We start from the raw sequence: 12768 nt of genomic DNA on the forward strand, positions 1-12768 counted from the left end.
GCCAACCACGGCGGTCAGCTGAAGCGACGGCCGTGTCGCTCCTCCACCGCGGTCAGCAGCTGCTTCACCCGCTCGGCCTCGGTGACGGGGCAGACCGCGGTCACGTCCGCGGTGTGCACGACGACGCTGTCGCGCACCCCCACCAGCGCCACCAGGTGGTCGGGGTCGTCGCTGAAGACGACGTTGCCGGAGCTGTCGAGGAGGACGGTGAGCCCGCTGACGGCGTTGCCGTCGCCGTCGTGGTCCAGGGTGTGGGCCAGCGCGGGCCAGGAGCCGACGTCCAGCCAGTCGACGTCGAGGTCCGCGACCAGCACCCGCCCGGGTTCAGCGGCGGCCGGCTCGAGCACCGCGTAGTCCACGCTGATCTTCGGCAGGGTCGGGAAGACCGCGGCGAGGACGTCGTCGCGCGCCTGCCCCGCCGGTGCGGCCACGATGCGCGCCAGCCCCTCGGCCGACGCCGGCAGGTGCTCGGCCAGCGCCTCGAGGACCGTGCCCGCCCGCCAGACGAACATGCCCGAGTTCCAGAGGTACTCCCCCGAGGCCAGGTACTGCCGCGCCGTCGCCAGGTCGGGCTTCTCCCGGAAGGAGTCGACCTCGGCCACGCCGGCGGTGCCGCTGGATGCACCGCGCCGCACGTACCCGAACCCGGTGGCCGGGCCGGTCGGGGTGATGCCGAGCGTGACCAGCGCACGTGGCCGGTCGCGGAGCACCTCGAACGCGGTGCGCAGCACCGTGGCGAAGCGCTCGACCGGGCGGATGACGTGGTCGGCGCTGACGACCGCGAGCTCGGCGTCCGGATCCACGTCCGCGACCAGCGCGGCGGCGAGCCCCACGGCGTTCGCCGTGTCCCGGGGGACGGGTTCGAGGATCAGCCGGTCGGCACCGAGCCGCGGCAGCGCGGTGCGCACCTGCTCGCCGTAGCCGGCCGCGGTGCAGACCCAGATCCGCTCGGCGGGCAGCACCGCCTCGAGACGGGCGAACGCCTCGGCGAGCAGGCTGTGGGCACCACGCGGGGCACCGGTGGCGGCACCCTGCTCCTCGTCGGCGATCACGTCCAGGAGCTGCTTGGGGCGGGCGGCCCGGGACAGCGGCCACAGCCGCGTACCGGAGCCACCGGCCATGATCACTGCGTGGCGCACGTGGGCCCCCCTCGTCCTCGAACGGTCATCCCGGGGACGCCCCGCCCACCTCGTCACCCCGCCGGCGCCACGGACGCCGGCGCGAGCGGGGCAGCGCCTCCGCGGACCTCTGGGGCGGTGCACCGGCCCCCACGCGAGCGCTCACGTAGGAGACCAGCATCCGGCCACCGAGCCCGGCGCGGAGGGCCACGCGCAGCGGCAACCGCGACGGCCCCGGATGGCGGCGCACCAGGTAGCGCAGCGCGCTGGTGTGGTGGACCCGCTGCATCCGGTGCGGGTCGCGGCGGGTCGAGTGGCCGCCCTCGTGCTCGACCACGGCGGTCGGGGCGTAGACGTGCAGCCAGCCGCGCTCACCGAGCCGGGCAGCCAGGTCGACGTCCTCGAAGTACATGAAGTAGCCGGGATCGAACCCGCCCACGGAGTGGAACGCCTCGAGGTCCACCAGCAGGCACGAGCCGGAGAGCCAGCCCGCGGTCCGCTCGCGCGGCTCCTCCCGCTCCCGGCGGTACCGGGCGGTCCACGGGTTGCCCGGCCAGACCCAGCCGAGGAGGGCGTGCCCGGTCCCCGTCGACAAGGAGGGGAGGTCACGCGCCGACGGGTACAGCCGGGCGTCCGGCGAGCGGATGGCGGGGCCCACGGTCGCCGCCCGCGGCCACCGCCGCGCCACCGCGATCAGCTCGTCGACCGACCCGGGCTCGAAGCGGAGGTCAGGGTTCGCCACGAGGGCCCACCCGGACCGGACGTCGGCGAGCCCGGCGTTCACGGCCGCGCCGTAGCCCACGTTGCCACCGGTGCGCAGCAGCCGGACGTCGGCGACGCCGGAGGCGGCCCGCTCCGGCACCCCGTCCGTGGACCCGTTGTCCGCGAGGACCACGTCGAGCGGCCGGGTGGTCGCCGTGCGGAGGGTGTCCAGGAACCCGGTCAGGGACTCCCCGGGCGAGTACGTCACGGCCACCACGCGCAACGGCGGGTCGGCGGGCACATCGCTCACCCTGCGGACAGTACGTCTCGCCCGGCCCACGCCCGGGAGACGGGGGCCTCGGCGCTCGCCCGGTCGGACCGGACCCCCACCGGTAGTGTCGGGCGGCATGAGCACGGACGCCCCTGACCTCGTCGTCGTCGGATCCGGCTTCTTCGGTCTGACCGTCGCCGAACGGGCCGCGAGCCAGCTCGGCAAGCGCGTGCTGGTCATCGACCGCCGGTCCCACATCGGGGGCAACGCCTACTCCGCACCCGAGCCCGAGACGGGCATCGAGGTGCACGTGTACGGCGCCCACCTGTTCCACACGTCGAACGAGCGGGTCTGGCAGTACGTCAACCAGTTCACCGAGTTCACGAACTACCAGCACAAGGTCTACTCGATCTACCAGGGGCAGACCTACTCGCTGCCGATGAACCTGGCCACGATCTGCCAGTACTTCGGCAGGAGCTTCTCCCCCGACGAGGCCCGCGCCCTCGTCGCCGAGCAGGCCGGAGAGTTCGACACCGCAGAGGCGGCGAACCTCGAGGAGAAGGCCATCTCCCTGATCGGCCGGCCGCTCTACGAGGCGTTCATCCGCGGCTACACGAAGAAGCAGTGGCAGACCGATCCCACCGAGCTGCCCGCCGCCGTCATCGCGCGCCTGCCGGTGCGGTACACGTTCGACAACCGCTACTTCAACGACACCTACGAGGGTCTGCCGAAGGACGGCTACACGGCCTGGCTGCAGCGGATGGCCGACCACCCGAACATCGAGGTGCGGCTGGACACGGACTGGTTCGACGTCCGCGACGAGCTCCCCGCCGACGTCCCGACGGTGTTCACCGGCCCGATCGACAAGTACTTCGGCTACGAGGCCGGGGAGCTGGGCTGGCGGACGCTGGACTTCGAGACCGAGGTCCTGCCCACCGGGGACTTCCAGGGCACCTCGGTCATGAACTACGCGGACGAGGACGTGCCCTGGACCCGGATCCACGAGTTCCGGCACTTCCACCCCGAGCGCGACTACCCGACCGACAGGACCGTCGTGGTGCGGGAGTTCTCACGGTTCGCCGAGACCGGCGACGAGCCGTACTACCCCATCAACACGCCCGAGGACCGCGCCAAGCTCGAGCGGTACCGGGAGCTGGCCGCCAAGGAGGCGGCGGAGAAGCGGGTGCTGTTCGGTGGCCGGCTCGGCACCTACAAGTACCTGGACATGCACATGGCGATCGGGTCGGCGCTGACCATGTTCGACAACCGGATCCGGCCGTTCTTCGACCAGGGCGCCTCGCTCGACGGCCGCCTGGAGGACTGACGGAGGGCGGCGCCCGCCGCGACGGGCCGTTCAGCGGCGGACGAACCGCTCCCGCCGGCCGGCACGGGTCAGCCTCAGCCAGTCGCGGAACCCGGCCGGGTCGCGCCGGGACACCAGGAAGAACCAGCTGAACCGGATCATCTCCAGCGGCCACAGCCACCTCATGCCGGGCTGAGCCATCAGGTAGCCGCGGTTGCGGTACGTGAAGAAGCGCTTCACCTCGTCGTCGGGGTACTGGGCGGACAGCGCTCCCCGCAGGATCGGCTTGAACTCCCGGGAGCCGCTGGGATGCAGGTACGCCGTCCCCGTCGTGGTGCCGAACCGCAGGCCGGAGCGCATGAGCCGCCGGTGCATCTCGGTCTCGTCGCCGCGGAAGAACATCCGGTAGTCGGGCACCCCGATCACCTCGAGGGCGCGGGCCCGGAACAGCGCACCGTTGAACAGCGAGGCGTAACCGTCCAGCAGGTGGATCCCGCGGAAGTCCTCGTGCCAGTGCCGCCAGCGGAGCCCGCGACGGAGCGGGAAGGCCAACCGCTCGGGGTGGTCCATGTCCAGGACCATCGGGGAGATCTCGTCCAGGTCGAGGGCCTGCGCCTGCCCCAGGAGGGTGGCGAGGACCTCGTCGTCGGCCGGCCGGCCGTCGTCGTCGGCGCACCAGACCCAGTCAGCCCCGAGCGACAGGGCGTACAGCATGCCGAGGGCGAAGCCACCCGCCCCGCCGAGGTTCCGCTTGGAGGGGAGATAGGTCGTCGGCACCCCGATCGAGTCCACCACCCGCTCGGTCTCGATGTCGTTGCCGTTGTCGACCACCACGACGTGGTCGACCGGGCGGGACTGCCGGCAGAGGGCGTCCAGGCTCCTCGCCAGGGTCGCGGGACGGTCCTTGGTGCAGACGACGGCCACCACGAGCTCCCCCGGGCCACCGGGCAGGCTCACGAGGAGCCACCGTGGTAGAGCCCCAGGACCTCGTCGAGGGGGCCCTGCGCCCGCACCTGGCCGTGCTCGAGCCAGAGCGCCGAGTCGCACAGCTGGCGCAGGAAGTCCTCCGAGTGCGAGGCGAAGACCAGCAGCCCGGCCCGCTCGACGAGGTCCGCGAGCCGTTCCTTCGCACGCTCCAGGAAGGCGGCGTCCACGGCGCCGATCCCCTCGTCCAGCAGCAGGATCTCCGGATCGATGCTGGTCACCACCCCGAGCGCCAGGCGGATGCGCATGCCGGTCGAGTACGTGCGGAGCGGGAGCGAGAGGAAGTCGCCCAGCTCGGTGAACTCGGCGATGTCGTCGATCCGGCCCTGCATCTGCCGGCGCGTCATGCCCAGGAAGAGGCCCCGGATGAGGATGTTCTCGTAGCCGGAGATCTCCGGGTCCATGCCGACGCCCAGGTCGAAGACGGGCGCGACCCGGCCCCGGATCTCGGCGGTTCCCCGTGTGGGTTCGTAGATGCCGGAGAGCAGGCGGAGCAGGGTCGACTTCCCCGCGCCGTTGTGCCCGACGAGTCCGACCCGCGCTCCGTGGCCCAGCTCCAGGGTCACGTCCCGCAGGGCCTCGACGATCGGCACCTTCCGCGCGCTGTCGATGTTGCCGCCGACCAGGCCGAGCACGGTCTTCTTCAGCGACCGGCTCTTCCCGTCGAAGACGGGGAAGTCGACGCAGGCTCCGGTCAGGGAGATGCCCACATCCGTGTTCGTGGACGTCGTCGTCATCGCAGCGCCCTCATACCCAGTAGGCGACCCGCGCCCGGTACCGCCGCAGGACGAGGAGGGTCAGCAGCCAGCCGAGGACGGTGATGCCCGCGACCACCAGCCAGTGGTGCCACACCTGCTCCTGCCCGAGCATCGGCCTCCGGACGATCTCGACGAAGTGCATGAGCGGGTTCAGCTCCACCAGCCGTGCCCGTTCGGCGATCGTCGGGTTGGGGCTGTTCAGGAAGTCCTCGTAGATCCACACGATCGGGGTGAGGAAGAACGCCAGTTGCACCACGCTCTGCACCACCGGCGTGAGGTCGCGGAAGCGGGTGCTGGCGATCCCGAAGAACAGCGCGACCCAGACCCCGTTCACGGCGAGGAGGAGGAAGGCCGGCAACACCAGGAGGCTGCTCCAGTCGAGGGGCTGGGGGAACACCAGGAGCATGATCGCGTAGACCACGAGGTTGTGCGCGAGGAACAGGGACTGCCGCCACACGAGCCGGTAGACGTGCACGCTCAGCGGCGCGGGCAGGTGGTGGATGAGGCCGACGTTGCTGATGAAGACGTCGGCGCCCTCGATGATGCAGCCGCTGATGAAGCCCCAGACGATGAAGCCGACCAGGATGTAGGGCAACTGCTGCTCGAGGGGGTTGCCGAACAGTCCCGCGTACAGGATGCCCAGCGCCACGGCCGTGACGGCCATGCTGATCGAGATCCAGACCGGCCCGAGGACCGACCGGCGGTAGCGCTGCCGGATGTCCTGCCAGCCCAGGTGGCCCCACAGGGTGCGCTGCTGCCAGCCGGCCCGGAGGTCCCCGAACGCCCTCCCCAGCGAGATGCTCGGCGCGGTCACCGGGCGCGGTGCGTCGACGAGAGGAGCTCCCACACGCGCCGCTCTCCCCTCCACGTCCGACGAACGGAGCCCACCGGAGCTCGCCGGTCAGGCTGATGCAGCGAGAGAGTACGTGCGGAGGTGCCGTTCGGTACAGGCGGCCCAGGTGAAGGTGCCCGCGCGGGTGATCGCCGCGGCGGACAGCTCGGCGCGCCGCTGCGGCCGGTGCAGCAGGTCGCCCAGCGCGGCGGCGATCCCCTCGGCGGTGGGCTCGGTGTACGCGACGGCGTCACCACCCACCTCCGGGAGGGCCAGCGACGTGGTGGTGAGCACCGCCGCCCCGCAGGCCATCGCCTCCAGCACGGGGAGCCCGAAGCCCTCGGCGAGGCTCGGGTAGGCCACGACGTCGGCCCCGCCCAGGAACCCGGAGAGCAGATCGAGCGGGAGGTAGCCGGGCATGTGGACCTCCAGCTCCCCCGGCACCTCCGCCAGCGCGTCGTCGATGCGGGAGTCCCAGCCACGCCCACCGGCGATCACGAGCGCCGGCGGCTCCGGGAGGTCGCTGACTGCGGCGCGCCAGCCCTCGACCAGGGCGGGCACGTTCTTCCGCGGCTCGATGGTGCCCAGGAACGCCACGTACCGCGACGCGCGGAGTCCGAGGTGCTCCCGCGCGGCGCGCACGCCGTCCTCGTCCGGGACGTGGAAGGTCGAGGGGTCGACGCCGTGGTGCGCGACGTCGACCTGGCCGTGCACGGCCCCCGTGACCCGCGCGAGCTCGTCCAGCGTGGCCTGCGAGGGCACCACGCACCGGGCGGCCAGGCGCAGCGACGCCCTGGTCCAGGTGCGGAAGAAGGCCCGCTTGACCGACAGGTGGACGTCGGGGTGCGTGAAGAAGGTGGCGTCGTGCAGGGTCGTCACCACGGGTACACCGCTGCGCAGCGGCATCGTGTAGTGCGGGCAGTGGACGACGTCGGCGCCCACCCGCTCGGCCAGCCGGGGTAGCCCGGTCTGCTCCCACAGCATCCGCGCCGGGCGCCGGGCAGCACCCCGAGGGGCGGCCACCACGTCGGCGCACGGCGCCAGCTTGCCGTAGTGCTCCAGGTCCCGGTGCTGGCAGACGACCACCAGGTCGGCGCCGGCGTCCCCCAGACCCCTGATCAGCTGGTCCACGTAGCGCCCCACGCCCCCGCGGTTCTCGGGGACCGCGGTGGCGTCCATCAGCACCCGCACATCGGCGCTGCGCATGATCACCACTCCGTTCGGCCGCCTGCTCGCCCACGGTACGTACCGGCAGCGGCGGACGCCCGGACCGACCGGCGCGCCCGCCCGGGAACTACCGCCGAAAAGGGCGCGCGAATTGGGCACAGTTACCCTTGCGCGGTGCGAGGGATCATTCTGGCCGGCGGTAGCGGCACGCGGCTCTATCCGATCACCAAGGGCATCAGCAAGCAGCTGATGCCGATCTACGACAAGCCGATGATCTACTACCCGCTGTCCTTGCTGATGAATGCGGGTATCCGGGAGATCCTCATCATCACCACCCCGGAGGACCGGCCCTCGTTCGAGCGGCTGCTCGGCGACGGGACCGACATCGGGATCGAGCTGTCCTACGCCGTCCAGCCGCGGCCGGAGGGCCTCGCGCAGGCGTTCGTGATCGGGGCGGACTTCATCGGCGACCAGCCGGTCGCGCTCGTGCTGGGCGACAACATCTTCTACGGGACCGGCCTGGGCCAGAGCCTGCGCGCGAACACCGAACCGCAGGGCGGGCACGTCTTCGCCTACCACGTGGCCAACCCCAGCGACTACGGCGTCGTCGAGTTCGACGAGGCCGGCCGGGTCATCTCCATCGAGGAGAAGCCCGCCACGCCGAAGAGCTCCTACGCCGTCCCCGGCCTCTACTTCTACGACAACCAGGTCGTCGACATCGCCGCCAAGATCCAGCCGAGCCCCCGCGGCGAGCTGGAGATCACCGCGGTGAACGACGAGTACCTGCGCCGCGGGCAGCTGACCGTGACGGTCCTCCCGCGCGGGACGGCGTGGCTGGACACCGGCACGCACGTCTCGATGATGCAGGCCGCCGAGTTCGTCCAGGTGGTCGAGGACCGGCAGGGCTGGAAGATCGGCTGCATCGAGGAGATCGCCTGGCGTCGGGGCTACATCGACGACACCCAGCTCCGCGCGCTGGCCGAACCCCTCGTCAAGAGCGGCTACGGGAGCTACCTGCTCCGCGTGCTGACCGACTGAGCTGCACCACGGTCGACGACATCAGGCGACCGTGGTGCAGGCGGGCGGACGATCGGGCAACCCTGCCGTCGGCGTAGCTGCCGTGGACGCACACGTGCCGCGGGCTGCCCGCAGGTCCCCCCGCACCAGCGTCACAGGCGGGCGTACAGCGACCACAGCCGGTCGGCCACCGCGTCCCAGGTGAAGTCGGCGGCGCGCGCGAGCCCTGCGGCACGCAGCGCAGCCCGCTCCCCGGGATCGGCGATCAGCTCCTCCAGCGCCCCCGCGAGGGCTTTGCCGTCCCCGGCGGGCACCACCCGGGTGGCCCCACCGCCGACCTCGACGAGGGCGGGGGCGTCCGAGGTCACGACGGGCACCCCTGCAGCCATGGCTTCCACGACCGGGAGCCCGAAACCCTCCGCCCGGCTGGGGACGACGGCGAGCACGGCGCCCGAGAGGACGGCGGCCAGGTCGGCGTCGGACACGCCGCCCAGCAGGCGCACGCTGCCGTCCGGCAGGCCGAGGTCCGTCGCCATGGCGGAGGGATCGATCCCACCCCATCCCGGATGACCCACGACCGCGAGCGGCGGGAGTTCGCCACCCGCCGCGGCGAGCGCCGTGAGCAGCACGTCGAGGCCTTTCCGGGGCTCCAGGGTCGCGACCGTGACCAGGTGGCCACCGGTCAGCCCGAGCCTCGTCAGGCGATCGGCGGCATCGGCGGGTGCGCGCAACCGGTCACTCACCCCGGCTCCGGCGACCACCACGGGCGCCCGCAGCTCGACGTGGTCGCGCAACTCGCGGGCCACCGCCTCGGTGGGCACCACGACGGCGTCCGCGTCACGGCCGACCCGCTGCGCCATCGCGCGGTGCCAGCGCACCCCCCGGGGGGTGAGCGTCCCGGGGTGCGTCCACGGCACCGCGTCGTGCACGGTCACCACGAGCGGGACCCCGCGCCGGCGCGGAGGAGCCAGCAGTGTCGGTGCGTGGACGACGTCGGCGCCCCGCGGACGCGGTGGAGCACCCACTTGCCACGCGACGGTCAGCGGCCGTGCGGGCAAGGGCAGCCTCCGCGGGCCGCGCACTCCGGGCCGCCGAGCCGCCCCGGCATCGCGGTGCCACGCGGTCCACCCGGTCACGGAGTCCCCCGGGGACGCCCGGCGCGCCAGGGCCTCGGCGACCTCACCGGCGTAGCGCCCCGTCCCGCCGGGCACCCGGGACAGCACCTGCTCCAGCACGACGGCGACCCGCACCCGTCTCAGCCTACGGGCAGCGGCACGCCTACCGTGCCGACCATGAGGACCACGCCGAACCCTCCGGCCGGCGGCGACGACGACGTGACCGTCGTGGTGGTGACCTGGCAGGGGGCACACCTCCTCACGCCTTGCCTGGACTCGTTGCGGCGTCAGACGTTCCCCCACCGCGTCCTCGTCGTCGACAACGCGTCCACCGACGGGACCGCCGAACTGCTCGCGGCGCGGCCCGACGTGCGGGTGATCCGGACCGTGGAGAACCTGGGGTTCGCCGGGGGGGTGCAGGCCGGGATCGACGCCGTCGACACCCCGTTCGTCGCCCTGCTCAACAACGACGCGGTGGCCGACGACCACTGGCTGGAGGAGCTGATGACCGCAGCCCGGGCGCACCCGGGGTGCGCCGCCGTCACCTCTCTCATCCTGCTCGCCGACCGGGCAGTCCCCACCGTGAACAACGCAGGCGTCACGCTGCTCGAAACCTGGTACGGCACGGACATCGGGTACGGCGAACGGCCCCAGGACCACGCCGACCCCCGGGAGGTGTTCGGCTTCAGCGGCGGAGCCGCACTGCTCCGCACGGAGGCGGTCCGCTCCGTCGGGGGCTTCGCGACCGAGTTCTTCCTCTACTACGAGGACACGGAGCTGTCGTGGCGCCTCCGCGACGCGGGGTGGGCCATCCGGTACCAGCCGACGGCCGTGGTCCGGCACGCCCACTCCGCGACCACCGACCAGAGTTCCCGCCTCTTCGCTTACCACAACGAGCGGAACCGGCTGTGGATGCTCATGCGCCGGGCCCCGTGGCCGACGGTCCTCCGTGCCTACGTCCGGTTCCTCCTGACGACGACCTCGCTGGCGCTGCGGCACCGCGGCAGCAGGAGCGGACCGCTGCCCTGGAACATGCGACTCCCCCTGCGGCTGGCCGTCGCCCGGGACGCGCTCCGGTACCTGCCGCGCGCGGTGGCACTCCGGCGGTCGTCAGGCGCTCGTCGACCGCCCCCCGCGTGACGGAAGGGTCCCGAGCGACGGCCGTGGCGCGACCCGCCGGAAGGCGGGGGCCCTGCACCGCCCGGTGTTAGCGTGTGTCGGACGGCGTTGCGAGTCCCGCACGCAGTGAGCACGACACCGGTCCGGGCCCTCGGAGACCCCGATCGGCGGTGATCAACGTGTTGCCGGCGCACCGGCGCACGCGAAGAAGACAGGTGGAATCCGCAGCATGACGCAGGCTGTGCGGGACGTGTGGCAGTACCGCGGGCTGATCGGCAATTTCGCCAACCGCGAGGTCAAAGGCAAGTACAAGGGAAGCCTGCTCGGCTCCGCCTGGTCCCTGATCAACCCGCTCGCCACGCTGGCGACGTACAGCATCGTCTTCGGTTTCATCCTCCGGTTCCCCACACCGGTCGCGGGGAACGGGACGCTCGAGAGCTTCCCGATCTACCTCTTCACCGCCCTCACGGCGTGGAACTTCTTCCACGCCGTGACGACGAGCGGCATGGGAGCACTGGTGAGTGCGGGGCCGCTCTTGCGGAAGATCTACTTCCCGCCGTTCGCGCCGGTCATGGGTTCGGCGCTCGCCGTGCTCAACCAGACGGCGATCGAGTTCGGGCTGCTGTTCCTCGTCTACGTCCTCGTCTGGAACATCAGCTGGACGTTCCTGATGGTCCCCGTCCTCCTCCTCATGCTGGGGGCCTTCGCCCTGGGTCTCGGCATGCTGCTCGCGATCCTCAACGCCCGGTTCCGGGACGTGGCGTACATCGTCACCGTGCTCCTGGGCCTGCTGTTCTACGCCTCTCCCATCATCTACCCCATCACCCTGGTCACCGAGCTCTACGCCGAGCACCCGTGGCTGCGGATCTACGAGTACAACCCCATCACCTCGTTCATCGAGGCGTTCCGCGATGTGCTCTGGGACCTGCAGTTCCCCGGGTGGGGCCGGCTCGCATACCTGGCGACGCTGAGCCTGGCCATGCTCACCGTGGGGTGGTGGTTCTTCCAGCGAAAGGCCGCCGACGTGAGCGAGGACCTGTGACCGCACCACTGGGCAACGACACCGCACCCGGCCGCGCCGAAGCCGCCGACGTGGCCATCGCGGTGCGGGGCGTGACCAAGAAGTTCCGTCTCCACAACGACCGGAAGACGAACGTCAAGGAGCTCTTCAGCGCTCGTCGCCGCCAGTCCCGCCACGAGGAGTTCTGGGCCCTCAAGGGCGTCTCCCTGGACATCCCGCGAGGCAAGACCTTCGGCCTGATCGGGCACAACGGGTCGGGCAAGTCGACGCTGCTCAAGCTGGTCGCCGGCATCCACCGCCCCTCGAGCGGCACGATCACCGCATCCGGCCGGGTCTCGGCCATGCTCGAGCTCGGCGCCGGGTTCCACCCCGAGATGTCCGGCCGCGACAACATCTACCTGAACGGGTCCATCCTCGGGATGACCCGCAGGCAGATCGACGCCGCCATGGACGACATCATCGAGTTCAGCGGCCTCGGGGAGTTCATCGACACCCCCGTCAAGGTCTACAGCTCGGGCATGTACGTGCGGCTGGGCTTCGCCATCGCGGTGAACCTCGATCCCGAGATCCTCATCATCGACGAGGTCATCGCCGTCGGGGACGAGGCGTTCCAGCGCCGCTGCTTCGACCACCTGTACCAGCTCCGCCGGAAGGGCGTCACCATCGTTCTGGTGACCCACTCACTGGCGCTGGTGTCCGACCTCTGCGACGAGGCGGCCTGGCTCGACGGCGGCACGCTGCGCCACGTCGGCCCCGCCCGCGAGGTGGTGGACTCCTACCTCACCGAGGTGAACGCCAAGGAGGCCGCGACGGACCAGAAGGAGAGCGAGGGCGAGAGCGACGCGCTCGTCGAGTCAGCGGCGGACCCCGACGGCTTCGAGGGGAAGACCCCGCGACGCGGCTCCGGCGAGGTCCGCGTGACCGGGGTGCAGTACCTCGACGAGCACGGAGCGGACCGCAAGTTCCTCACGACCGGGCGCCCCTGCACGCTGCGGATCTCCTACGACGCCGGCACCGAGATCCCGGAGGTCACCTTCGGGCTCGCCTTCGTGCACGAGTCCGGGGTCCAGGCCGCCGGACCGAACTCCGGTTACGGCCCGGACACCTTCGCCCTGCCACGCGGCCGAGGCACGGTCGACTACTCGCTCGACTCGTTGCCCTTGCAGCCGGGCGAGTACCTCGTCAGCGCCGCGGTCGTCGACAAGGGACACATGTACGACTACATCGACCGGGCCTTCGTCCTCAAGGTGCGCGCGGAGGACGCCGTCACCGAGCCGGGCCTCATCCGCATGTCTGGACGCTGGACCCACCAGGCTGCGTTGCCGGCGGCCGACGAGCTGACCTCCCACTGAGCGAGGAAC

General features: G+C 71.7%; 12 protein-coding genes. 5 read left to right on the forward strand and 7 right to left on the reverse strand.

The window, feature by feature from the left end; all coding sequences use genetic code 11:
- Positions 1-14 precede the first annotated feature (14 nt).
- On the reverse strand, positions 15-1139 hold the full coding sequence (locus ACI792_RS12250; protein WP_456602827.1) for a mannose-1-phosphate guanylyltransferase: 1125 nt from the start codon (positions 1137-1139) through the stop codon (positions 15-17).
- Between the two features lie 25 nt (positions 1140-1164).
- On the reverse strand, positions 1165-2130 hold the full coding sequence (locus ACI792_RS12255; RefSeq protein WP_456580651.1) for a glycosyltransferase family 2 protein: 966 nt from the start codon (positions 2128-2130) through the stop codon (positions 1165-1167).
- Positions 2131-2227: 97 nt separating this feature from the next.
- Here ACI792_RS12255 and glf point away from each other — a divergent pair, with 97 nt between their 5' ends.
- Complete coding sequence (glf, locus tag ACI792_RS12260) at positions 2228-3415, forward strand: UDP-galactopyranose mutase (protein WP_456580652.1); 1188 nt, start codon at positions 2228-2230, stop codon at positions 3413-3415.
- Positions 3416-3445: 30 nt separating this feature from the next.
- Here the strand turns inward: glf and glfT1 are convergent, their stop codons facing one another.
- From glfT1 to ACI792_RS12280, 4 genes are all read right to left on the reverse strand, one after another.
- Positions 3446-4351 carry a galactofuranosyltransferase GlfT1 gene (gene glfT1, locus ACI792_RS12265; protein ID WP_456602828.1) on the reverse strand — a complete coding sequence of 302 codons (906 nt, stop codon included), beginning with the start codon at positions 4349-4351 and terminating at the stop codon, positions 3446-3448.
- Complete coding sequence (gene wzt, locus ACI792_RS12270) at positions 4348-5115, reverse strand: galactan export ABC transporter ATP-binding subunit Wzt/RfbE (RefSeq protein ID WP_456580654.1); 768 nt, start codon at positions 5113-5115, stop codon at positions 4348-4350. The genes glfT1 and wzt overlap by 4 nt, the downstream gene beginning before the upstream one ends.
- 10 nt (positions 5116-5125) lie before the next feature.
- Positions 5126-5950 carry a galactan export ABC transporter permease subunit Wzm/RfbD gene (wzm, locus tag ACI792_RS12275; RefSeq protein ID WP_456602829.1) on the reverse strand — a complete coding sequence of 275 codons (825 nt, stop codon included), beginning with the start codon at positions 5948-5950 and terminating at the stop codon, positions 5126-5128.
- 87 nt (positions 5951-6037) lie between these two features.
- Positions 6038-7174, reverse strand: coding sequence for a glycosyltransferase family 4 protein (locus ACI792_RS12280; RefSeq protein ID WP_456602830.1), 1137 nt, complete (start codon positions 7172-7174; stop codon positions 6038-6040).
- Positions 7175-7309: 135 nt separating this feature from the next.
- Here ACI792_RS12280 and rfbA point away from each other — a divergent pair, with 135 nt between their 5' ends.
- Positions 7310-8173: a glucose-1-phosphate thymidylyltransferase RfbA gene (rfbA, locus tag ACI792_RS12285; protein ID WP_456602831.1), complete on the forward strand. Its 864-nt coding sequence runs from the start codon at positions 7310-7312 to the stop codon at positions 8171-8173.
- A gap of 131 nt (positions 8174-8304) precedes the next feature.
- On the opposite strand, the gene ACI792_RS12290 is transcribed toward rfbA, so the two are convergent.
- Positions 8305-9522, reverse strand: coding sequence for a glycosyltransferase family 4 protein (locus ACI792_RS12290; protein WP_456602832.1), 1218 nt, complete (start codon positions 9520-9522; stop codon positions 8305-8307).
- Between ACI792_RS12290 and ACI792_RS12295 the strand changes: the two genes are divergently transcribed.
- From ACI792_RS12295 to ACI792_RS12305, 3 genes are all read left to right on the forward strand, one after another.
- Complete coding sequence (locus tag ACI792_RS12295) at positions 9445-10407, forward strand: glycosyltransferase family 2 protein (RefSeq protein ID WP_456602833.1); 963 nt, start codon at positions 9445-9447, stop codon at positions 10405-10407. The two genes, ACI792_RS12290 and ACI792_RS12295, sit on opposite strands and share 78 nt — an antisense overlap.
- 208 nt (positions 10408-10615) lie before the next feature.
- Entirely contained in the window at positions 10616-11428 is an 813-nt protein-coding gene (locus ACI792_RS12300; protein WP_456580660.1) for an ABC transporter permease, read from the forward strand.
- Entirely contained in the window at positions 11425-12759 is a 1335-nt protein-coding gene (locus ACI792_RS12305) for an ABC transporter ATP-binding protein (protein WP_456580661.1), read from the forward strand. Before ACI792_RS12300 ends, ACI792_RS12305 begins: the two co-directional genes overlap by 4 nt.
- Positions 12760-12768: the final 9 nt, after the last annotated feature.

This window comes from Blastococcus sp. SYSU DS0669 (assembly GCF_054050895.1).